This is a genomic window from Desulfopila sp. IMCC35008 (genome assembly GCF_010646885.2).
In the GTDB taxonomy this organism is placed as follows: Bacteria; Desulfobacterota; Desulfobulbia; order Desulfobulbales; family Desulfocapsaceae; genus Desulfopila.
The window spans coordinates 5856540-5879571 of sequence record NZ_CP050700.1 but is presented as its reverse complement, the minus strand read 5'-3'; the positions used below and the strand labels follow the sequence as shown (position 1 = coordinate 5879571).

At 49.6% G+C, this 23032-nt stretch carries 21 protein-coding genes and 1 pseudogene; 13 read left to right on the top strand and 9 right to left on the bottom strand.

All coding sequences use genetic code 11. The features are described 5' to 3' along the window. The first annotated feature begins 3 nt into the window (after window positions 1-3). The 4 genes from GA520_RS25210 (at window position 4) to GA520_RS25195 (ending at window position 6108) form a co-directional block, all read left to right on the top strand. Window positions 4-1413 carry an NAD(P)/FAD-dependent oxidoreductase gene (locus GA520_RS25210; protein WP_163336170.1) on the top strand — a complete coding sequence of 470 codons (1410 nt, stop codon included), beginning with the start codon at window positions 4-6 and terminating at the stop codon, window positions 1411-1413. Continuing rightward, complete coding sequence (locus GA520_RS25205) at window positions 1403-2524, top strand: FAD-binding oxidoreductase (protein ID WP_163336169.1); 1122 nt, start codon at window positions 1403-1405, stop codon at window positions 2522-2524. Before GA520_RS25210 ends, GA520_RS25205 begins: the two co-directional genes overlap by 11 nt. Before the next feature lie 89 nt (window positions 2525-2613). Further along, window positions 2614-2979: a cupin domain-containing protein gene (locus tag GA520_RS25200; protein ID WP_163336168.1), complete on the top strand. Its 366-nt coding sequence runs from the start codon at window positions 2614-2616 to the stop codon at window positions 2977-2979. Between the two features lie 501 nt (window positions 2980-3480). Beyond that, a complete protein-coding gene (locus tag GA520_RS25195) occupies window positions 3481-6108 on the top strand; it encodes a cation-translocating P-type ATPase (RefSeq protein WP_163336167.1) in 2628 nt (875 codons plus the stop codon). Window positions 6109-6177: 69 nt separating this feature from the next. Here GA520_RS25195 and ppdK read toward each other — a convergent pair whose 3' ends face one another. Further along, window positions 6178-8910, bottom strand: a complete 2733-nt coding sequence (gene ppdK / locus GA520_RS25190; protein WP_163336166.1) for a pyruvate, phosphate dikinase — start codon at window positions 8908-8910, stop codon at window positions 6178-6180. Window positions 8911-9320: 410 nt separating this feature from the next. On the opposite strand from ppdK, the gene GA520_RS25185 reads away from it, so the two are divergent. The 4 genes and pseudogenes from GA520_RS25185 (at window position 9321) to uxuA (ending at window position 11099) form a co-directional block, all read left to right on the top strand. Next, on the top strand, window positions 9321-9644 hold the full coding sequence (locus GA520_RS25185; protein WP_163336165.1) for a DUF1318 domain-containing protein: 324 nt from the start codon (window positions 9321-9323) through the stop codon (window positions 9642-9644). 275 nt (window positions 9645-9919) lie between these two features. Then, the gene (locus GA520_RS27360) at window positions 9920-10003 is read left to right on the top strand and encodes a hypothetical protein (RefSeq protein ID WP_370362818.1); all 84 of its coding nucleotides are present in this window, start codon (window positions 9920-9922) and stop codon (window positions 10001-10003) included. Window positions 10004-10042: 39 nt separating this feature from the next. Continuing rightward, the gene (locus GA520_RS25180; protein ID WP_163336164.1) at window positions 10043-10258 is read left to right on the top strand and encodes a hypothetical protein; all 216 of its coding nucleotides are present in this window, start codon (window positions 10043-10045) and stop codon (window positions 10256-10258) included. Continuing rightward, a pseudogene (gene uxuA / locus GA520_RS25175) lies at window positions 10254-11099 on the top strand (mannonate dehydratase). The gene GA520_RS25180 and the pseudogene uxuA overlap by 5 nt, the downstream one beginning before the upstream one ends. Window positions 11100-11246: 147 nt before the next feature. Here the strand turns inward: uxuA and GA520_RS25170 are convergent. Next, window positions 11247-11417 (bottom strand): hypothetical protein, encoded by a 171-nt coding sequence (locus GA520_RS25170; protein WP_163336162.1) that lies wholly within the window; start codon window positions 11415-11417, stop codon window positions 11247-11249. 404 nt (window positions 11418-11821) lie between these two features. On the opposite strand from GA520_RS25170, the gene GA520_RS25165 reads away from it, so the two are divergent. After that, entirely contained in the window at window positions 11822-12796 is a 975-nt protein-coding gene (locus GA520_RS25165; protein ID WP_163336161.1) for an HNH endonuclease, read from the top strand. A gap of 88 nt (window positions 12797-12884) precedes the next feature. Next, window positions 12885-13409: a hypothetical protein gene (locus tag GA520_RS25160; protein WP_163336160.1), complete on the top strand. Its 525-nt coding sequence runs from the start codon at window positions 12885-12887 to the stop codon at window positions 13407-13409. Between the two features lie 93 nt (window positions 13410-13502). Here the strand turns inward: GA520_RS25160 and GA520_RS25155 are convergent, their stop codons facing one another. From GA520_RS25155 to GA520_RS25125, 7 genes are all read right to left on the bottom strand, one after another. Beyond that, window positions 13503-14156 (bottom strand): hypothetical protein, encoded by a 654-nt coding sequence (locus GA520_RS25155; protein WP_163336159.1) that lies wholly within the window; start codon window positions 14154-14156, stop codon window positions 13503-13505. Between the two features lie 40 nt (window positions 14157-14196). Continuing rightward, complete coding sequence (locus GA520_RS25150) at window positions 14197-14580, bottom strand: response regulator (protein ID WP_163336158.1); 384 nt, start codon at window positions 14578-14580, stop codon at window positions 14197-14199. Next, window positions 14564-16297 (bottom strand): PAS domain-containing sensor histidine kinase, encoded by a 1734-nt coding sequence (locus GA520_RS25145; RefSeq protein WP_163336157.1) that lies wholly within the window; start codon window positions 16295-16297, stop codon window positions 14564-14566. Before GA520_RS25145 ends, GA520_RS25150 begins: the two co-directional genes overlap by 17 nt. Further along, the gene (locus GA520_RS25140) at window positions 16294-16650 is read right to left on the bottom strand and encodes a hypothetical protein (protein WP_163336156.1); all 357 of its coding nucleotides are present in this window, start codon (window positions 16648-16650) and stop codon (window positions 16294-16296) included. Before GA520_RS25140 ends, GA520_RS25145 begins: the two co-directional genes overlap by 4 nt. A 13-nt stretch (window positions 16651-16663) precedes the next feature. Then, window positions 16664-18058 carry a sigma-54-dependent Fis family transcriptional regulator gene (locus GA520_RS25135; protein WP_163336155.1) on the bottom strand — a complete coding sequence of 465 codons (1395 nt, stop codon included), beginning with the start codon at window positions 18056-18058 and terminating at the stop codon, window positions 16664-16666. Between the two features lie 96 nt (window positions 18059-18154). Next, complete coding sequence (locus GA520_RS25130) at window positions 18155-18595, bottom strand: sigma-54 dependent transcriptional regulator (protein ID WP_163336154.1); 441 nt, start codon at window positions 18593-18595, stop codon at window positions 18155-18157. Window positions 18596-18640: 45 nt separating this feature from the next. Beyond that, window positions 18641-19861 (bottom strand): response regulator, encoded by a 1221-nt coding sequence (locus GA520_RS25125; protein ID WP_163336153.1) that lies wholly within the window; start codon window positions 19859-19861, stop codon window positions 18641-18643. A gap of 627 nt (window positions 19862-20488) precedes the next feature. Here GA520_RS25125 and GA520_RS25120 point away from each other — a divergent pair. The 3 genes from GA520_RS25120 to GA520_RS25110 are packed head-to-tail and all read left to right on the top strand — an operon-like array spanning window position 20489 to window position 23015. Continuing rightward, the gene (locus GA520_RS25120) at window positions 20489-20929 is read left to right on the top strand and encodes a response regulator (protein ID WP_163336152.1); all 441 of its coding nucleotides are present in this window, start codon (window positions 20489-20491) and stop codon (window positions 20927-20929) included. Between the two features lie 32 nt (window positions 20930-20961). Beyond that, entirely contained in the window at window positions 20962-21531 is a 570-nt protein-coding gene (locus GA520_RS25115) for a CBS domain-containing protein (protein WP_163336151.1), read from the top strand. Further along, entirely contained in the window at window positions 21528-23015 is a 1488-nt protein-coding gene (locus GA520_RS25110; protein ID WP_163336150.1) for an SLC13 family permease, read from the top strand. The genes GA520_RS25115 and GA520_RS25110 overlap by 4 nt, the downstream gene beginning before the upstream one ends. Window positions 23016-23032 lie beyond the last annotated feature (17 nt).

Genomic DNA, 23032 nt, shown 5'->3' with positions numbered 1-23032 from the left:
ACCATGAAAAATAAATATGACACCATAGTAATAGGAGCAGGACCAGCGGGCCTTGCCTGCGGTGCTGAACTTGCAAGAAAAGGGCTTGAGATCGCGGTACTTGATGAGCAAGCCGGACCGGGCGGTCAGATCTACCGCAATATCGGCAACGCCTCTGCCGACCAACACACACTCCTGGGACCGGATTACAGCGAAGGCAGAGATCTTGTCTGTGCCTTTACCGAATCACCAGCGGAGTATTACCCAGGTTCCCGCGTCTGGCAGGCTGATGAAAATGGCGATGTCTGCCTTTCGAGAGGTGGTGCTTCAGGTAAATTACATGCGGATTACCTGGTGATCGCCACCGGTGCCATGGAACGTCCCGTGCCGTTTCCGGGCTGGACCCTGCCAGGTGTCATGACCTGCGGCGGTATGTCCAACCTGTTCAAGGACTCCGGCCTTGTCCCGGCTGAGCCACTGGTAGTCGCGGGAAGCGGCCCGCTTGTCTGGCTTGTTGCCGAGCATCTTTTGGCCCTTGAAGCACCTGTTGCCGCAATCTGCGATACCACACCGATAGCCCAGACTGTGACGGCCATGAAACACATGCCGGCTGCCATGAAACGATTCGGTTACATGATGAAAGGCGTGAAAATGATTGCCGGGGTCCGGAAAAATGCCATGAAAGCCAAGGTACCCGTTTTCATGAACGTCAAGGGGTTGCAGGCTATCGGTGAGGATAAACTGACCGAAGTGCGTTTTACCTGCGGTTCAAGAGAGCTTTCCTACTCCGTCTCCACCCTGCTGGTAAGCGAAGGTATCATCCCCAACACCTCGCTGCTGAGACAAGTCGGATGCGATCATGAATGGAATCCCGTCCAGCGCTTCTGGCACCCTGAAGTAAGCGAAGATGGGTGCACCAACCTGCCAAGGGTTTTTGTTGCCGGTGACGGTGGTTTCGTCCACGGTGCCAAATCAGCCGAATACAAAGGTCGACTGGCAGGGCTTGCCATCGCCCTTGAAATGAACCGGGTAAGCAAACCGGAATATGACAAACAGGCTGCGCCTGTACGGGAAGCCCTGAAAAAGGAACTCTACCCGCGTCCGTTTATCGATGCCATGTATGCCCCGCGCAAAGACCTGTACACAATGGCAGACGACACCATCGTCTGCCGCTGCGAAAGTGTCACCGCCGGCAGGATACGCGATCTCGTCGAGGATGGCCTAACCGACCACAACGAGATAAAGGCCATAATACGCTGTGGCATGGGACCCTGCCAGGGAAGGATGTGCACCTCGGCAGTCAATGAACTCATTGTCAGCGGAGCCAAAATAGCACCGCAAGACGCCCGGCCACACCGGCTGAGACCGCCCATTAAACCGGTCAGCCTGCAGGAACTGGCGAATGCAACACTGGGAGGATCCCATGAAAGCTGATGTACTGATTGCAGGTGGTGGTATCATGGGTTGTGCCACGGCCATTGAGCTTGCCCGGAAAGGTAAACGGGTCATTATCTTTGAAAAAGATATTCCCGGTCGCCACGCCTCCGGCAATAACTCAGGCGGCGTTCGATGCCAGGGCAGGGATGTCCGTGAAATCCCCCATGCTGTTGAATCTCGAAAGATGTGGGATCATCACTCTAAAACCGTGGGTTCCGACTGCGGATTCTTCGTTTCTCCCCGGCTGCGCCTTGCTGAAAACGATGAGGAGATGGAGGTTCTGGTCACGCGTGAGGCGAAGCTGAAAAGCATGGGCTACGACCACGAAGTTGTTGTGGACCGGGAAGAGGTGTTCCGCATGTCCCCATCGGTGGCTGAACACGTGGTAGGTGGGCTCGCCTGCTACACAGACGGCCTTGCCAATCCGATGCTCACTTCAAAAGCGTATGCCGCAACCGCAGAACGGGAGGGAGTGACACTGCTCTGTCATACCCGGATTATTGAAGCCCAAGCCACCTCTTCCGGCTTTAAGGTTAAGACAAGTGCCGGTAAAGTCTATGAAGGAGAATGCCTGATTAACGGTACCGGTGCCTGGGCAGGTAGATTTTCTGAGATGCTGGGCGATCCGCTGCCTGTTTTTGCCGTGGCTCCGACCATGATGGTAACTGACCGCGTGCCTGGGTTAATGAACGGAACTTCCCTGGGCCTCACAGGAAGGCTGCTTGGCCTGATGGCCTACCAGAACGGTACCATAGTTGTCGGCGGCGGTTACCGCTCACCACTCGACCTCGAGAGGGAAAAAATATGGGTTGACCCAATGCAGATGGCCCAAGCCTCCAGGATCATGGTCGAAATCCTTCCAAAACTCCGCGACGCGCAGATGATGCGTTGCTGGACCGCCTTTGAGGGGTGCCTCAAAGACAAGGTACCGGTAGTCGGTGCCTCAACCAAGGTTCCCGGCCTGTTCCATGTCTGCGGTTTTTCCGCCCATGGCTTCCAGCTTGCCCCGATCATGGGCCGGTTGGTCTCCCAGCTGGTGCTCGGCCAGGAACCGGAATTATCGATAGAAGACTACCGACCCGACAGATTCGAAGAAGCCATAACTTAAGGAGTCCGGGGCGGACCTGAGGTCTGCCCCCGGTCTTCAGCTCAATATCCTCCTGCAACCTCATGCAACAATACATATAAGGAAAAAACATGTCTGAAGGAAAAATCGTAAACATTGGAAAATCTGAAGTTATATCCCACAAATCAGCTCCGAAGGTCAACCCAAAATCGGGAGACCCACATGCCAACAACTGGACTTACTTCGAGCACAGCAGCGGTAACTTCAAATCCGGTATCTGGGATTGCACCGCAGGCAGTTGGGAGCATAACCACCCGAAACTTGAATTCTGCTATATTGTTGAAGGCAGTGTCAAGGTTGTGGAAAAAAACGGCCCGACTCATGTATATAATGCGGGCGACTCTTTTGTCGTTCCCAAAGGGACCCCGGTTACCTGGATCGTTGAAGAGTACGCAAAAAAGATTTTTGTATCCGCCGCGCACCTCGAAGGGTTATAACCAATTCTTTACTTTACTCTGGTTGGATATGTCGCATATTCGGTTTGCCGGAAGAGCTACCGGTAAAGGCCAACATCACCGGTGTGCACCTATTGTAACCGGGTGCGCAACAACGGAGCCCCTTCCCGCCCTCCAAGTTGTGCATCCGCCGACTTCTTACAGCCGAATGATAGCCAACAATTCGATATTAAATGAATAAAATAGCTTGAGATGCGATCTGAGACAGATTGGTATACCCTTTGCTAGTAAACAAGCATAGCATCAGCTATTCACATATAGAAGCACCCCACGGATACAGAGACAAGGGAAGGGAGTTGAGGCATTTCCTCCCACCCGGTGAATACTCACTCCCGTCTCTTGCTCTGTTCCATTCTGTCAGCAGGACACCTCTCCCCCCAAATCCCCCTTTTTGTCCCTTGTTTTTTTGCATACGTTCGATACCATTAAACATGTGAAACATGAGCCTATTCATCCTGACAAATTAGAACCTTTACGGTTGATATGATCAGCGACTGCACTCAATCGGTTGACGAAATCTTCAACCGGCTGAACTCATCAAGGGCAGGACTTTCATCACCCGAGGCGGAACGTAGACAGGCAGCGAACGGCCTGAACAGGCTTGCAATTCAACCGCCCACACCCGCCTGGAAAATCCTTCTCAACCAATTTAACAACGCAATTATCTATCTTCTGCTCTTTGCTGTGCTCTTTTCTCTCATTATAGGAGAATACGGCGACTCAACAGTCATTCTGATCATCCTCATAATGAATGGCTGTATTGGTTTTTACCAGGAATTCAAAGCGAATCGATCCCTCGAAGCACTCAAAAACATGATGAAACAAAGCGCCAGGGTCAAGCGCGATGGCGTCATTTCTCTTCTCAACGCGGAGGAGCTTGTTTGTGGGGACATCATCCAGCTGGAAACCGGGGACAAGGTCGCAGCGGACTGCAGACTCATCGAGTCGATGGGGATTTCTGCTGAAGAATCGGTCCTGACCGGCGAAAGCGAACCTGTTCCTAAACAGGTTGAAACGCTGAGCCACCCCGCAATGATCGCCGAACAGACGAACATGCTGTTCTCCTCCACCTCAATTGCTGCCGGCAGAGGCCTTGCCATAGTTACTGCCTGCGGCATGCAGACAGAAATCGGCAGGATCACTGAGCTGGTCGCAGGGGTCGAAAAAGAAATGACCCCGTTGCAGGTGAGACTTGACAGATTCGGCCGGAATCTCAGCATCGCCATCATCATTATATGCGTGCTGGTTTTCTGTCTCTCCGCAGGGAGAAAATGGTTGCTCGCCGGTGGCCTTGCTTCGGACGCCTTCCTTGAATTTGCTTTTATTGCCATCAGCCTGGCTGTTGCCGCGGTACCTACCGCCTTACCAGCAGTGGTGACAATAGCCTTGTCAATCGGCACGGGAAAACTCCTTAAAAAGAATGTCCTGGTACGCCGACTGACCTCCGTCGAGACTCTTGGCTGTTGTGATGTAATCTGTTCTGACAAGACAGGCACCCTGACCAAGAACAGGATGACGGTTAAAACCGCCTGGACCCCAAATCAGGAACTCGACCTCGATGAAGATGATATTCGGGCGAAAGTCAAGAAAAACCCAGACATTTCCCTGCTGCTCAGGATTGCCGGCGTTTGCAACAATAGCACCCTCACCGAACACGGAACCACAACTGGCGGCAATCCCACTGAAACAGCGCTCCTTGAAGCGGCAGAGACAGCAGGTGTTGATTACCAGGCCAAGCGTTTGTCTGAGCTGCCTTTCGACCCGCAGAGAAAATGCATGAGCGTCGTTATTGAAGAGGGCAATGAAACAGTGCTCTACACCAAAGGCGCGCCGGATAACCTACTGAACCGGTGTACCAGGATCGTCTGCAACGGCAGCGTTCAAGTCATGACATCATCTTGCCGGGAGCAGATCAAAGACGCCATTCACAGATTGAGTTCACGTGCAATGAGGACTATGGGCTTTGCCTGCAGGGAACATGAGGGACATAACGGGGACACCGAGACGAACCTGGCATTCGTTGGCCTTCTTGCCATGGCAGACCCTCCTAGAGATGATGTCGCAGAATCAGTCAGGAGAGCAGGGGAGGCCGGGGTCCGGGTAATTATGATAACCGGGGATCATCGGGAAACAGCGATCGCTATCGGAAACCAGATTGGAATTCATGGTAAAGCTGTTACCGGCAGCGAGCTTGACCATATGGATGAGAGCGAACTGGCTCACGCCCTTACAGAAACCGCAATCTTTGCCCGTGTGGTTCCCGAACACAAACAACAAATAGTTCATGCTCTTAAAACACACGGTCATAGAGTGGCCATGACTGGCGACGGGGTCAACGATGCCCCGGCCCTGAAAGGGGCGGATATCGGGATAGCCGTGGGAAGCGGCACCGATGTGGCCCGGGAATCATCGGATTTTGTACTGCTTGACGACTCTTTCACCTCCATCGTCGACGCAGTGGAGGAAGGCAGGGGAATTTATGAGAACATTCAGAAATCGATCATGCTGCTCCTCTCCGGAAATCTGATGGAGGTATTGATTATCTTTCTCGCCGTCCTTCTCGGTTTCAACCTGCCATTGACCGCCCTGCTACTGCTCTGGATTAACCTGATCACCGATGGTGCTCCGGCCCTCGCCTACAGTATCGATCCATACGGGAAAGGCATCATGAAGAGACCCCCATTATCTCCCGAGGAAGGACTTCTGCCACGCCACCGCCTCCGGCTTCTCATCGGCAGTGGAGTATCCGGGGCACTGATAGGCCTTGCCTTGTTTCATTTCTCTGGAGGAAACAGTGGCCAGGGGATGGTTCTCGAACGCGCTCAGACCATGGTCTTCAATTACGTGGTACTTTATGAAATGATTCTGGTCTTCGTTATCCGGGGGAATTATGATGTGCCGCTCTGCACCAATGGTTTGCTGTGGCTGTCCGTCATATTCTCGATCCTGATCCAGGGAGTCATTATGTACACCCCTTTATGCACTGTTTTTCATGTAACTCCGCTGGATATTGTTGCCCTCAGCCAGGTGACTGCGGCCGCTGCCATTTTTTTCTGTGTGGCCTTCATCTTCCGAAATTATGTATCAGGCCGGAAGCAACAACCGGCCTGATACGTTTTGTTATACTGCTATCACAATGGAATCATAGTACTGTTAAGAAACCCTGCTGGTTTTAGACTCTCACGATTTATCTTTTAAAGCCGCATGGGCAGCAGCAAGTCGTGCGATCGGCACCCTGAAGGGAGAGCAGGAGACATAGCTGAGCCCCATCCCATGACAGAGGTCGATGGACTGCGGATCACCGCCATGTTCACCGCAAATCCCACATTCCAGATCCGGCCGGACCTTACGCCCTTTTTTGATACCAATCGCCATGAGTTGGCCGACACCATCCGCATCCAATGTGGCAAAAGGGTTTTCAGGCAGGATACCTTTGTGGACATATTCCACCAGGAAACCGGATTCTGCATCATCACGCGATATTCCATAGGTCGTCTGGGTTAGATCGTTGGTGCCGTAAGAGAAAAATTCTGCATACTCGGCAATCTGGTCGGCAGTCAACGCGGCTCTCGGCAGCTCTATCATTGTACCGAACTTGTACTCAATCTCTATCTGCTGTTCTTCCATTACCAGCCTGGCTTCTTTCTCCAGGCTATCTCTCTGGACCCTCAACTCATTTGCGTGGGCAACCAATGGGATCATGATTTTAGGCAGAACCGTGCATCCTTCCCTTGTCACCTGACAGGCGGCCTCGAATATTGCCCGGACCTGCATCTTGGTCAGATCCGGGATATGGATACCAAGCCGCACTCCGCGCATACCGAGCATGGGATTTTGCTCGCGCAGTTTTTCGGCACGCTCACGAATTCTCTCTTTAACACGTATCTGCCCAAGCAGTTCATCGATCTGTGAGAGCGTTGCCGTATCGCGGATACGTAATTTCATATCTGACAGTTCAAGCATGAGCTCGACAAAATCAGGCAGGAATTCATGGAGCGGCGGATCTATCAACCGGACGATGACCGGCAGTCCATCCATCACCCTGAATAATCCGGCAAAATCTTCGCGTTGGAACTGGAGCAACTCATTCAGCGCGTCCCGCTGATCAACCGCCAGATCGGCCATTATCATCTTCTGGAAAAGAGGCAGCCGTTCTGTTTCAAAAAACATATGCTCTGACCGGCAGAGCCCGATTCCCTGTGCTCCATACTCCCTGGCCCGGGCGGCATCATCCGGATAGTCTGCGTTTGCCCAGACCCCAAGTGTCCTGAACTCATCAGCCCATGACAACAGATCGATTAACCAGGGATCCTTGATGTCCGGGATCATCTTCAACAATTCTCCCAGAAAGACCTCACCGGTATTTCCATCAATGGAGATGACATCCCCTTCCCGAATCAGCTCCTCTCCCACCTGCATCTCGCGGCGAATCAGGTCTATTTCCAGCTCCTGGACACCGACAACCGCCGGCTTACCAAACTGACGCGCTACCAGGGCAGCATGGCTTGTTCTGCCGCCGCGGCTGGTGAGCACACCTTCTGCAGCGAGCATACCGTGTACATCGTCGGGTTTGGTTTCCGGCCGAACCATGATAACCTTCTTACCATCCTCTTTTGACCATGATTCTGCAAGGTCTGCTGTAAACACCACAAACCCACTGGCAGCACCCGGAGAGACATTCAGCCCCCGTGCAACCATACGCCCCTCAGAGCGTGCGAGTTCAAGTGATTGAGGCGCAAACTGCGGATGCAGAAAGAAATCAATCTGCTCCGGGCTTATCCGTGTTACCGCCCCCTGCTTGGTGATAAGACCCTCATTGGCCATGTCCACAGCGATACGGACAGCCGCCTGAGCCGTTCGCTTGCCATCCCGTGTCTGCAACATCCAAAGTTTACCCTTCTCAACGGTAAACTCCATATCCTGCATTTCGTGATAATGCTTCTCCAGCTTATCCGCGATCTGTTCCAGCTCTTTGAATGCTTCCGGAAAACTTTTACTCATCTCCAGAATATCTTCCGTCATCCGGATACCGGCAACAACATCCTCTCCCTGGGCGTTGATCAAGAAATCTCCTTCCAGGCCGGGCTCTCCGTTTGAACCGTGACGCGTCATGGCCACACCGGTAGCGCAATCATCCCCCATATTGCCGAAAACCATGGTCTGCACATTGACGGCTGTCCCGAGATCATGCGCAATATTGGCAGCGTTACGGTAATCTATGGCCCGCTTGCCGTTCCAGCTCTTGAAGACCGCTTCCGTTGCCATGTGGAGTTGCTCCACCGGATCCTGGGGAAAATCCACCTGGGTATGGCTGCGGAATATGGTCTTGAATTTCTGTGTCATCTCCAACCAGTGCTCCGCGCTCAACTGGGTGTCATGCTCCACACCGGCCTTGAGCCTGGCAGCAGAAATAACCTCCTCAAATTTTTCATCAGGTATGCCCATGACAACAGAGCCAAACATCTGGATGAGGCGTCGGTATGCGTCATATACAAAACGCGCATCACCAGTAAGTTCAACCATACCCGCAGCGGTGGTATCGTTCAGACCGATATTGAGGACAGTATCCATCATCCCGGGCATTGAAAATTTTGCACCGGACCGGCAGGATACAAGCAGGGGGCACGTCGCATCACCAAATTTCTTCCCGGTTTTCTGTTCTACACCCTTCAGAGCTTCGAGAACCTGTTCCCACATCTGCCCGGGGAAAACACCGCCTGCATGCAAGTACCCGTTACATGCCTCAGTAGTGACGGTAAATCCCGGAGGTACCGGCACCCCTATACGAATCATCTCGGCCAGATTGGCTCCCTTACCGCCAAACAGGCCCCGGATATCATCCCATTTTCCTCCGACATACCTCTCTGCAGCGTCCAGCTCTTCAAATTTATATACCCACATCTTCTCTGTCATTTCTATGCCCTCATGGTGTAATTGGTATTTCTATCCGGATTGCAACCTGAAGCTTGCCGGCTGCAACTGAGATACAGATAAGTAAAATCACTGTTTGTCTTCTATTTTTTTTATACATGGTCCCCACTTGAAAATAAAGCGGAAACCGAGTTCCTAAAAATTTTCGATTACAGGAAGTGAGGCAGCATGATACAAAAACGCCTCTTTCTGTCTGCTTTTTGGTAACATTTCTCTCACACTCCACTCTTTCTGCCAGTCAGGCTTTTCCAGTCAGTCACATCAGATGCCCGGTACCATTTAAGTCTAGTGCTCATCAAAGAATTCTTCGGGAAAAAACACCGAATCAGTGCAGTGCAAACGCAAAGTAAATAAACTATAGTCTGAAGAAAAGTAACAACAGGGAACAAACAATGAACAAAAGGGGATTACTTATAATACTGGCGATTTCAGCCCTGCTGAACACTGCCGAACTTCATGCAGACTCTATCCGGCACCAACTGGCCCAAAGAGAAGCCAAGATCGAAACCCTCAAACAGCACGGCCTCATTGTTGAACAGCCGGACGGATTTCTGGGAACAGGCTCAAATGATCCAGAGATCACTGAACTGATAAACGAAGAAAATATCGATCGCAGAGCCAACCGGGAGGCCAGAATAGAAGAGATGTGCCGGGAAAAATGGCAGCAGAACTACCGAATGCAGTTCCTGTGCAGGCAGGAAAGGTCAGCAAAGTAAGGTTGGTCTGTGCCTTGAGAAAGGCTACCCCATATCCAGTTTAGTTTCTATTCCATCGATAAAAAACAATTTCCCCTTCAGCGACATATGAAATAGTCATGGCGGGGATATAAAAGAAAGCTCCTCCTTTGTACGACCTTTCTGTTAAAACAGGGAAAAAGAGTCGCCATCGAAAATACGGCCAAAAGTATTCGGCTAAGCGAGTTGCCTTGCCTGCTTAAAAGAAAAGAGAGAGAAAGTCTCTCTCTACAGCACCACAATTTACTGCTCAGGAAATATTCACCTTTTATGCAAGACGCTGGGCAATCGAGGATCTTTTCAACCAGATGAAGAACAACTGGGGCTGGAAAGTAGCATAGCAACAGTCCCGTCAGGTTCTGCATCGCTGGACACAGCTCATGTCTGTGGCATATACTTTGCCTCAGTTGCTGGCAAACTATGGCGACCAGCAACTTCAGGATTGGCTTGATGTGGCACCATGGCGTAGGAAAAGGTCGGTGACAGAAGGCCGCATTCAGTTGGGTCTGCAAATGATTTTCAGCAATGTTCGGGTAAGAGAGTGGTGGAACCCCAAGTACCGAAAATTCGAACCTCCCTTACAATCGGCAAATTAGCCTCACGAAACTGCAAATACAATGGTTCTACAATTTCAATCCAGTTCAGTTTGCTGCATTTGAACTCTATATCCTGAAACAGGTTGGGGCGGAAGCGGATTACTCTGCCAACCAACTCACCCAGGCCAGGTGTTTTTTTGAGGGACTCACCAGAACTGAACAGAAACAATTTGAAAAATCCATCATCGATGTCTTTCCCGGCTGTAAACTTTGGCTTTCAGTTACCGACATCAGACAGATGATTTCCGCGTATGACAAGATTGATACCGCGACCCTCAAGCACAATTACTTTCAGTTTCTGCAAGAGGTAATCCCTGTTGCTGAAGCTGCTGAGGTAAGAATGGCTGTACATCCTGATGACCCGCCTTATCCCATAATGGGATTGCCCCGGATCGTTTCTACAGCACAGGATGTGCAGGATCTCCTGGCGGCGGTGGACAGACCATCAAATGGTTTATGTTTCTGTACCGGCTCTTTCAGCCCACGCCTTGACAATAACCTGCCAGAGATGATCAAAAAATTCGGGAACCGCATTCATTGTGCACACCTTCGCAGTACCCAACGAAATCCTGACGGCAGTTTTTATGAAGCCAACCACCTGGAAGGATCAGTCGACATGTATGAAGTCACCCGTGCCCTGCTGCTTGAAATGCAGCAACGAAAAGCGTCAGGCTGCCTGAACTGGCAGTAACCGTTTCGACCCGACCACGGTCACACGATAATGGATGATCTTGACAAGAAAGCGCCTGAGAATCCGGGATACAGTGCAATCGGGCGCATGCGTGGCCTCGCTGAGCTTCGCGGGTTACAATTGGGAATATCCCGTAGCTTGATGGACTGAAAACCGCGGCTCATGGATTTTCAGATGCTGCCTCTCATGTCTGACTCACAATTTTGTCAAACAATGGCAAGAAGGCCACCTGATTGCAAGTATCCAGTCACACTACATACATCGTAACCAGAACACCGGCTTTCCGGTTTCCTGCCATTACAGGGCTCTGTCATATAATTTTTTCAAATACTCAGCCCTCTGTCGGCGTTTAACCGCCTCCAGTTCTTGAGCCTTTATTTCTTCTCTTTCCTCAAAAATCCCTATGGAGATAAACCAGACGTAGGCACACGCCGTCAAACCTAAAATAATAGCAGTATCAAAATCCATCTTCGTCCTTCGTTCAACAGTCACTTCATCAGGCAGGAACAGAGACAGCACTCAGGGGGACTCCAGCTCTCTTCTCACCATGTCTCAAAAACCTCAAAGGATTTATCCAATATCTATGCCAAAACCCATCAATTCTAAAATCCCGCAATATATCTGGATGATAATCAATATCACTATCTCCTGATGTCTTCCTCCTATTCTCAGATTCCGGTATACCAGACACCTTATTCCGTTTTTCAGGAACGTTGCCCCTCCACCACTCTGTCAATACATGTGTGGCTTCATGGCCTACAGGTGAAAAAAATGCCGCACTGCCTTGCCTTTGCCATAGTGATAGGATAGAAATACAATCAGGCGCAGCCGCTCAAATTAACCTTAATACAGAAACCAGGCTCGGTGAAAAAATGTGTGGGAGACTCGATAACTACCTGCTTTCTTTTTCCAAGTTGAGAGTTGACAGAAATCGTAAATCCTGGCCCAAACATACCAACCATTGCTCTCCTTATAAGCCGTTTTTGCTGCTCTCCGTAATCGACCATATTTCTTCTGGCAGGATCACCACTACCTTCATTGAACCTTCGTTTGAGCTGCTGGAAACCTTTGGACAATACATCTCGCTGCTGCCCGATTTCAACCGGCCGGCCAGCATGTCCTATCCATTTTATCATCTTGACACTTCCGGTTTCTGGGAGCTCGTGCCACAGCCCGGGCAGATACACCAGAAAAGCCTTTCCATAAGCTCAATGAAACGACTGCGAGAGGTATATCTGGGGGCGCGCATCAGTAAGGATCTTTTCATGCTCCTGCAGATGGCCCATTCGCGAGAAAAGCTACAAACAGTTCTCATAGACACCTACTTTTCACCACAATTCCAAAAGACTGTTCACGAACAGTCTTTGATCAATCAAGCTTCCGACACCTACTCTTTCAGCCTCATGGAACACCCGGCAACGGCGGACTTACCAATACCGGCAGAACACTTTGCAAGAGAAAGGGAACAAATTCGCAGCCAGGGATTCAGGAGGGCGGTCATCAACCTCTATCAACACCGATGTGCTCTCTGCGGCATCAAAATGCTGACACCAGAGGGACATACCGTCGTCGACGCCGCCCACATCAAACCATGGTCTGAAAGCAAAAATGACAACCCGACAAACGGTATGGCATTGTGCAAACTCTGCCACTGGTCATTTGACAACGGGCTGATGTCGGTTGACCGACAGTTCAAGGTGCTTGTATCAGTTGCCACTAAAAAGGACCCGAACCTCCCCGGCCACATCCTCACTCTTTCAGAAAGACACATGTTCCGCCCTTCGCAAAGCAGATACTGGCCTTCCCAGGACAACTTCGAATGGCATCGATGGGAAAGATTTCGCTGAATTTATCCCGAAAACCCCTACTGATAAGGTTGCAACACTGTAGAACTGATCATCGCTTACCAATAATATTTTTTACAAGAGATAGAACATGAAGCCCCGAAAGTGCCGATTTTGCGGATCCACAGAAAAAGTAACAAGAATTAAAAACCGATTTCCTGCATGCGTGACCTGTAAACCAGCGATCTACGCGATTATAAACACACCCGACACGGTAGAAAAAGCCTGGCCCCTCTTTCAGGACAGGGCAATCCTGCCACAGGTCCGACGAATTAAGATCCCATGGCAAAATGATATTCCCGACGTGCTTCCGGCAAAACGTTACAAGGCAGAGGACAGAGAAAGCAATCAGTGGTACCTCATCGTATCAGAACATGAGGAGAAGCCGGTGGAACTCTTCATGTCGACGGCAGGAGAAAATGACCACGGACTGCAGGGTCATATCGCAAATCTGACCGCCCTGACACGACTTATCTCACTGATGTTACGACATGTCTTCCTGGGAGAGAGGATCACCATTGAAAAAATTCTCAATCAGCTCCAGAGGAGCTCACGAAAGAAAGACGATCTTCCGGATATGGTATTTGGCGTATTAGGAAAATACAAACTCCCCTGAAAGCCTGAGCAGACTGGGATTTGTTATTAGTGGAGAAGACACGCAATCAGTACTGCTTATCCACGACATCAGACACTCTCATTGCAGACTCATTCATTGAGGAAGCCGGATAGCTACCCTGTTATCAGATATGTCACATTCCGCCTGAATTGCTCTTGAAAGAAGTTTCGCTTTTTTTTCTGTAGAAGACGTCAACGCTCCCCCCCCTGCTCCAGTTATGAGCTGTAAGGTGATGAAATCACCGTCCGAGCTGCTAGACACCTCCACACTGCAGCCCTGCGCTGATATGGTATACATGTCGGTCAGGCAAAGGTAAAGCAGTGCCTCAAAAACCAATGGGCGAGTGGTTAGCTGTATTCCCTCTTCCACCCCGGCCACCACGGTAATTCTGTTTTGCTTAGCTTTTCTACGAGTCAGGGAAATCATGATGTCGAGTGTTTCCTGCACATCAAGAGTAGCAGAAGCGGTGTCATTGCTATGGGCAAACATATTAAATTTACTCATGAGATTGTTCGCCTTAACAATTTGTCCGTTTATACTTGTTGCAATATGGCGGACCTTTTTATTGGGCACAGCCCCTTGATCTCCGACCATGAGCGCCAGGTCATCCAGCAGTCCTGAATTCTCATTGATGACAGCCATGTTGTTTCGTATCTCGTGAGTGATGATCGCTGACACTCCTGCAAATGCCTCCAGGCAAATTTCATACACTCCCAGCAGTTCTTCCTGATTAAGCTTGTTGTTCATAGGACACACCCAGACATTAGATTTTGTTCTACAGTGGTACTCACGATGCCTCACAAGCTGACCGGACCACCTCAATCAGCTTGCCCAGCTCAATCGGTTTCATGAGATAATCGTATGCTCCAAGCTCCATGCCTTCCCTCCCTGCCTCAAAAGATCCATGACCTGTAAGAATGATAACCTTTAAATCCTTATGGTGTTCACGGAGTCTTGCCAGAACCTCAAGCCCATCCATGTCAGGCATCTTCAGGTCCAGCAGCAATACATCCGGCTCTTCATCATCTATCGCCTCAAGTGCGTCATGACCTGAGTTAACCATCCTCACCACGAAATTCCTGATTTCAAGTCGTGCCACGAGTGTTGCTGCGAACTCATGTTCATCATCGGCAATCAACAGATTGATATTTTTGTCATTTTCCTGTGTCATCTATATCCTCATGAGATATGGGAATCGTGATAGTAAAAGCCGTTCCGGTTCCGACCTGGGATCGTACGGTAATGTCACCACCCAGCTTTTTGATGAGGCCGTAGGTGATCGACAGGCCAAGCCCGGTGCCTTTTCCCTGCTCCTTGGTTGTGTAAAACGGCTCAAAAATATTTGAAAGCATTTCTTTCTCTATACCCGGCCCATCATCCTGAATCACAACCCGCACATCCCCGGCAACAGGATAGGCGGTGATGGTAATGGTTCCGTCCTTACCTATTGCATCAATAGCGTTATTTATGATGTTAAGTAAGATTTGCTGGAGCTGCATACCATCGCTGACAATTTCAGGTACGTTGTTCTGCATTTGCAGATCAACCTTTATGCGGTTGTAGACCATTTCGTTTTCAAGAAACTGCAGCACTTCTGATATAGACTGGCGGAGATCGATTGATTCAGTCTGGACATCGGTTCTTCTGGCAAACCCGAGCAGACGGTGGGTGATTGCCTTGCATCTCTCTATATTCCTGTATATTCCCTGTAAAGATTCCAGAATCGCGTCTTTGTATTCAAACTCTCCGGATATGCCGATAAGATCCTCAATGAGCCCGGCTTTCTGGTCGATGATTGCCAGCGGATTGTTTATTTCATGCCCGACACCCGCCGCCAGCCGTCCGATCGAGGCCAGCCTGTCTGTATGTTCTGCTTCCTGCAGCATGACAATATGCATCTCGTCCGTTCTCTGGATCAGACCTGTAAGGTTTCTAACCAGCCAGTAAACAATAAGAATGCCCACAACTATAGAGAGAAGCACCATGATAAACAGCTTGTTCTTGAACTCCCTCCAATCTTTCTGGTGTACATAGTGCCTCTTGAGGATCACCAGGGACCACGGTGTATTATCAATCTTACCTATCGCCTCGAAAATTCCTTCATTATCCTCCGTCAGATTCCTGCGGATTCCGGGTACTACATCCGGACTGAAAGGTGAAAGCGTCTCTCCGTAAAAGATGGAAGGAGTCTGGAGGATACCCTCTTCATCCACCAAAAAAAGATCATCCGCTGCGCTGGTTTTGATTGTGTTGACAAATTTTTGCAGCTTGGCCGCATCAATCGTCGCACGCAGCACCCAGGATTGTCCGGAGCCGGGATCAATGTTACTGACTGCAACAGCAAAATGCGGAGCCTTCCTGAAGCCCATATACACCGGGCTGATAGTCATACCCTGCTCAACAACTTGCCGAAACCAGTCTTCTCTAGAATAATCGGCCCCATGCAGGTCGTACGGCCCATAGTAGGCACGTTGGACACCATCCCTGTCAACTACTCCAAGATCTGCAAAGAATCCGTAATATCGCTGGATATGGATAAGCAGTTTTTCAAGATTATCTTCATTTGTTAGTTCACTGTACGGTCCTCTGTGGGCTGCAAACTGCACAACGGATTTAAGGCGGTCAACCATATGATCGATAGACCTGATCGAACCGTCCAGTTGCCACTCCAGCTGTTCCTTTTCAGAATTCTTCAGCAGATCGTTATAATAATAATACCCCATCCCGGCGACCAACAGCAGCGGGCATATAGCGAGACCAAGCATCCAGGAAAGCAGGACAACCCTGAGGCGCCGGTAGCTCCTGCCAGCCGCTCCAAGATCTGCAGCCTGCTTCAATGAAGCTGGGATTATTTTGTCAAAGATCGTCAGGACTTGTGATTCACTCATAGAGCCCCCTGTTTTTCTTTGCCGGTAAGCAGGATGTCACCTTGTTTCAAGTTTCCCTCCAATGCATTCTCCAGTGCGGTTTGCCAATCAGCGATAATTCCATCGAGAACATTCACCTTCTTCCAGACCAGAAAATTATAATGAAGCTCTTCGATGCCCCCACAGACAACATCGGTGACATTCTCTTCGACGATCATTTGGCAAAGCCCTTCATCCGAGGGACGTTCCATGATGATTGTTTTGGGTTCTTCTAAACACCGCCCTTTTTCGTGACGAGCCACCAACACTTCGGTGGCAAGATCGAACCTTGGGGCAACGTAATCCCCCTGGATGGGTATGAGTAATTTTGGCATCTGTAGTCTCCCCTTAGAGCAACCCGTATTTTTTCATCTTACGCCAAAGTTTCATGCGGCCCCAGCCGAGCTCCTCACCTGTCCGATTGCGATTCCCATTGTTATTTTTTAGCGCCTCAACAATCATTTTACGTTCGATATCGCTCCAACTCTCCCCGCTACCTGAACGTTGTATCGGTTTTTCCACCGCAACCTGTTCGACGTCCTCCACATGACCTACAGGTTCCACTTCTTCTACTCTCTCCATGACCTGCTGTTTTTCAAACATGTAGGGAGGGAGATGCTGCTCGCTAATTTTTTTGCTTTTACAAATATTAACAGCATACTCGACAATATTGCTGAGTTCCCTGATGTTGCCGGGATATTGATATGCGAGCAAATGTTTCATGGCTGCAGGGGTGACTCCCACTATCGTCTTACGCAAGGCCCGGGTAAATTTTTCCAGGAAGTGGTCAAGCAGATAGCGCATATCACTATCCCGCTCCCGCAGAGGAGGCAGGTGGACATGTAACACATTCAACCGGTAAAAAAGGTCTTCCCGAAACTGGTCATTTTTCACCTGGGTTCGGAGTGGGCGGTGCGTTGCTGCAATAATGCGGACATCCACTTCTACGACCTGCTCAGCCCCAACGGGGATGAATCGGTTGTCGTCAAGTACGGATAAGAGCTTCACCTGTAGCGGTAGCGGCATATCACCGATCTCAGTCAGGAACAGAGTGCCGCGGTTCGCCAGTTTGAACATCCCCTGTTTTGTTCGTGAGGCACCGGTGAACGCACCTTTTACATGGCCAAAGAGCTCAGATTCAAGCAGGTCGAGTGGAAGCGCTCCGCAGTTTACCTTGATAAAAGGGAAGCGGCTACGCTCCGACTCGCGATGGATCAGCTCGGCAATCTTGTCTTTTCCCGTTCCTGTCTCACCGGTGATGAGTACAGAGGCGTCTGTATGAGCCAACAGAGGTATCATGTCGAATACTTTCTGCATCTTGGGGCTGTAGCCGATCAGTTCTTCGGAAGTAAAGTCACGAATGGGATGCTTATTTTCCTGGCTTTGAGCGGAAAGATCTTCCGCCACGACCAGCAAGCCGGTTTCCCCGTCGTCACCGGAAAGAGGGGAAATGTGGTACTGGATGGGAATTTTTCTGCGATTGCTGTTTATTATGTCTCCGTGAATGGAGAGGGCGGTTTCCGATTTGAGCACTTCGGAGTAGCGAATTCCACGCGAGTTTCCGTTACTGCTTCGAACGACAAGTTCGCCGTGCAGCCCTTGAACTCTCTCAACAGTATAGCCGGTCATCGCCTCCATTAAAGTGTTCATGGCAACAATCCGAAACATCCTGTCAAGGACCATGGCGGGATAGGGAATACCCTCAAGTAGTGCTGGAAAATGGGGTGTGAATAAATGTCTCATAAATGATTGTCGGGTTTTCCCGTAGGTGTATGATCTCCCTTTCCGCTATAAAATCACCGGTGCACCATCGCAGCCAACGATTCCCCGGAGTATGAGTTACCAGGACTTGCTCTTGAGTATTTTCTCAATCTCCTCCCGGGATTTTTCCTGCATGACCAGAACGTGCTTCTCCCTGGCATCCTGAATTTTTTCCATGAGAACATGAATATCAACTGGTTTTTCTACAAAGTCCTCAGCTCCGAGCTTCATCGCCTCAACGCCGGCCTGGACGGTGCCATGTCCGGTAAGGATTATTATTTCTGTTTCCGGATGATCGGCCTTGATTTTCTTTAAGGTTTCAAGGCCGTCCATGCCGGGCATGGACAGGTCCAGTAGAACCACGTCAAAGTCTTTCTGGTCAACGATTTCTACGGCCTGTTCGCCACCGGTTGCCTGACTTACTTTGAGATTCCGTGCTTCCAGGCGCTCACTTAGAACCGAAAGGAAATCCTCTTCATCGTCAACCAGGAGTACTCTTGTCTTCAATCCGTCTTCCATGAAATTATCCCCTTTTTATGTCTCTCTAGAGTGGAAGCATTCAGGCTACGCCGCCTGAGCACTCCTTGATAAAGCCTTTTCATTTGCTGCCTTAATTGTTTTAGATAACTCTTCTATATCTACAGGTTTATTAAGATAGGCGAAGGCACCCAGTTCCATGCAGTCTTTCATATCCTGATTCGAGCCGTGTCCCGTGAGTATAATAACCTCGACCTCCGGTGCGATCTGTTTTGCCTGTCGAAGAACTTCAACCCCATAAAGACCCGGCATTTTGAGGTCAAGTACCATAACATCCGGTCTATCCTCCTCTATGACACTCAGGGCCTCTTCTCCATTATACACACCATAAGTACCAACGTCTCGGTTGATTAGTCTCTCAGAGACTGTCTGGACAAAATCCTTCTCATCATCGACGAACAATACTCTCGATGGCAGTTCAAATTTCTGGCGGCGGTATATTGAGTCATTATAGTTATACCCTTTTTCGACCACCACGTTTTGTACACCATCGATCTGCTCTACGAGATTTGTGACATCAGTTACCAGCTTATCATATAATAATACGCTTTTCTGGACCTTGAGCTGCACCTCTCCTTCGATAGCCGTGACCTCCAGCCGATGACCGTTTTGCAATAAGATTTGTTCGACTTTTGCAGCAAGCTGCATGTTGGCAACTGCCTGTATCGATTTTTCGGTTCTCAAAACAGAAGTCTTGTGAAAATATTGAGATACAATGTCGGCGAGTTCTTCCGAACTCTTCTCCTCCACCGGTACGACGAGATCGTAAAGGGCGTTGTTATACGCTTCTTTTTGAAAGAGGAAATCCGTAAAGTCATAAGCTTTCACATCGTCAGCATGGATAGCTTTTCTGGCTTCTTTTTCGGTGAGACCGTTTTTCATGGCAGACTCTATGCGACCCTGCTTTGTTCCCACTACAAGGACGTGCAGGACATGAGATACGTCTGCAGGTATCAGCAGGGCCATGAAACCGAAAAAGAGGTGCTGGTCCTGTTGGGACAACTTCTCAGCAAGCATAGACCGAAGCAGGTTGAGCATCTTTTCCCTTTCAAGGGTGAACTGATTAAAAACCGATGTATTTCCGAAAATTGCTTTTTGCAGTTTAGCCTCTGGTACATCGTACCTTTCAGCAGTGTCCCGGATCAGGTCGTTGTCACCATACAACGTAAGTTGAAGTGAAGCGGCTATGCTGCTGGCTACGTTTGGCGATGGGGTAAAGGAACATGGAAACAGTGCAATAGATGACATAGTATACCTCATTCAATATATAACGGTTGAGGAATTCGATGAATTCCGTTTTGTACGTCACTATCATATTTGCATGTCTCGTGCCAGCTGTTGGATTGTCATGATATTCCTTTATTTACAAAGGGATAATTCACAATTCGGCCACTTGGGATACGTACAGATGACGTGTTCATGTGTAACTTTATGTAACGTTTTGTTCCGCCCCCCCCTAATTATTGGCTGATATCCATTCCACGACACACCTGCCCGCCCCTCCTCTCTCACGTGCTCGATCCCCATTTACCGTGCTATAACAGTACATAACAGACCCCTCTGCATCACCTCCAGTAGCTGGATGGCAACTGTAAAGATTAGCTGCAGCCGGGCATCACTGTCACGTTATGTAACATTTAGTAACGATACAGAACTACATGTATCACGCTTCCGCGACAGAAATCTGTCGGAAAATCGAGCAATTCGGATGCACAATTTATTGATATCTTCTTGTAATCACTGCCTATATGACGAATACCCAAACGTCTGGCATGATGGTTGCTTACTGAGAATTCAACAAAAGTGTATCCGTGATAATCGTTGGAAGAGGCAGAGTGAGAACAACCTGACTGGATAGAATAATCGAGGTGAAGTGTGACTGAGGATGAATTAACGCGCGTACTGCTGGTGGACGATGAACATGATTTTCTGCAGACTCTCTCTGAGCGTTTGAAAATGAGAGGGTTACGGGTTGATATCGCCCTCGGCGGAGAGCAGGCGCTGCAAAAACTTTCATCTGAGCTTTTTCAGGTAATCATTGTCGATCTGTCGATGCCCGGCATGGATGGTCTTGAAACCACACAGAGAATTAAGGAAATGAATCCCTCGTTGGAGGTAATCATTCTAACCGGTCACGGGACCGTCCGGAGTGGGGTGGATGCCATGAAAATAGGAGTATCCGACTTTATTGAAAAACCTGTCGAGATTAACAACCTGCTGGAAAAAGTTCGTATTGCCCGTGATCGCTTTGCAAAGTCCCAGTCAGAGAAAACCCGGACAGTACTCACAGGAATAGCAACGAGGCAAGGTTGGTAATCAACCCCCAAAGGAAATACAACGGTGACGGCATGAAACTCGATATATCCATTGTCCGGGAAACATTGATTCCTCTTTCCAGATACCCGCATATCAGTCAGGACGAACCGATCTACAATGCAATAGCATTGTTTTTGGCGCACCAATCAGGAGAAGGGAAGCATTTGAATTTCGAAGACATGCTGGTTACAGACACGGAAGGCCGGCTGGTTGGCCAGCTCAGATTCTCGGCAATACTGGAGAAGTTTTTTCAGCCAGCTTTGCGTCCCTCTGCTTCAAAACATGTGTTCGAAGAGAGCGAACATTTTGTAGAACTAATCGTGGTTATCGATGAATGGTTGAAGGACCAATGCAGAACTCAGGCGTCTGTTTCCGTCCACCGATTTATGGATCAACAACCGCTCGTCGTGAGTGTTTCAGCCCATGTTGTTCATGCACTCGGAATAATGCTCGCCCATCAAAAGAATGTTTTACCGGTAACAGAAAATAACGTGCTCAAGGGAGCGATACGTATCGAGGATATATTCAAAATTCTCGGCAATTGCTGTTTCCCTCCCTCTGGTACAACAGATAGAATTTTGACCGAAGGATACTTATCATGAGTGAAGCAACCGTAACACAATCTCTATCTCCGGTAAGGTCCCCTGATCTACAGCGCATTTTCTTTATGTGCCTGGGGCTTGTTCTTTTTGCGGTGGTCTATTGGTGCCCGCCGCTACCGGACGCTGTCGACCCTCTCGGCAAGCACTTTGAATTGAGCAGGGAAGCAAAAGGCGCTCTTGCCATTTTCGCCCTCGCAGCCACCTGGTGGGTTTTTGAGGTGGTACCCATCGGCGTCACCAGCCTTGCCATCGGCACCCTGCAGGCACTTTTTCTCATCCGAAGCCCCTCCGTAGCTTTCAAGGACTTCATGGACCCGTCCGTCCTCTTCATTTTCGGCTCCATAGTCATTGGCATGGTCTTTACCAAAACCGGCCTGACAAAGCGGCTGGCATATAAGATGCTGGCTATCGTCGGAGAGAAGACGTCCATGATCTACCTGGGCTGCTTCGTCATGACCGCCCTCTTGACACACCTGATGGCCCATACTGCTGTAGCAGCAACCATGTTCCCGTTGCTGATGACGATCCATGCCCTCTACTCCGATAGCGATCAACCGACCAAGTTCGGTAAAGGTTTGTTCATTGGTATGGCTTATGTGGCCGGTGCAGGTTCTATCGTGACCTTGCTCGGTGCCGCCCGAGGAGCTGTCGCCCTTGGCTTCTACAAAGATATTATGAATGTCGATGTCAGTTTCTTTGAGTTGACCTGGTACATGTTTCCAATCGGCTGGTTAATGGTCTTTATTCTCTGGGGTTTCTGCATGTTCTTTTTCAAGCCGGAAAAAAGCGAGATCACAGGTCTCCAGGAGCGCTCTAAAAGGATGTATGTCGAACTCGGCTCATGGAGTCGCAATGAAATAGCTACCATTATTGTGGTGCTGGCAACCATCCTGCTCATTGCCTTGAAGAACTTTATCCCGGCACTTGCCTCCTTGAATAAAACGGGCATCATGCTTTGCTCGACTATCGCTTTCTTTATGTTGAATATCCTCAGTCTGGATGACCTTGAAGAGATCCCGTGGAATATCATCCTGCTTTTTGCGGGTGCCATGTCCATCGGTTTCTGTCTCTGGGAAACCGGCGCCGCCAAATGGCTGGCTGTCAACTGGTTGCAGCTGTTCAAGGACGCTCCGGGCATCGTCTTTGTACTTGGCATGGCCTTTTTCGTGATGATGATGACCAACTTTATCATGAACGTCGCGGCTATCGCAATTTCGCTCCCCGTCGCGCTTGTTATCGCTCCGTACCTTGGCGTGAGTGGAGAGGTTATTCTCTTCTCCTCACTTGTTGTGGCAGGTATGCCATTTTTGCTTCTGGTCGGCGCGGCGCCCAATGCTATTGCCTATAACTCAAAACAATTCACGACCGCTGAATTTGTGAAATACGGTATTCCCGCATCCGCCATCCTGATGCTGGTCACCTGGCTCGCTGTCAGCGTCATCTGGCCGCTGATGGGTATGACCACCAAGATACCGATCTCTTAATGGGAAAAACATCTCCA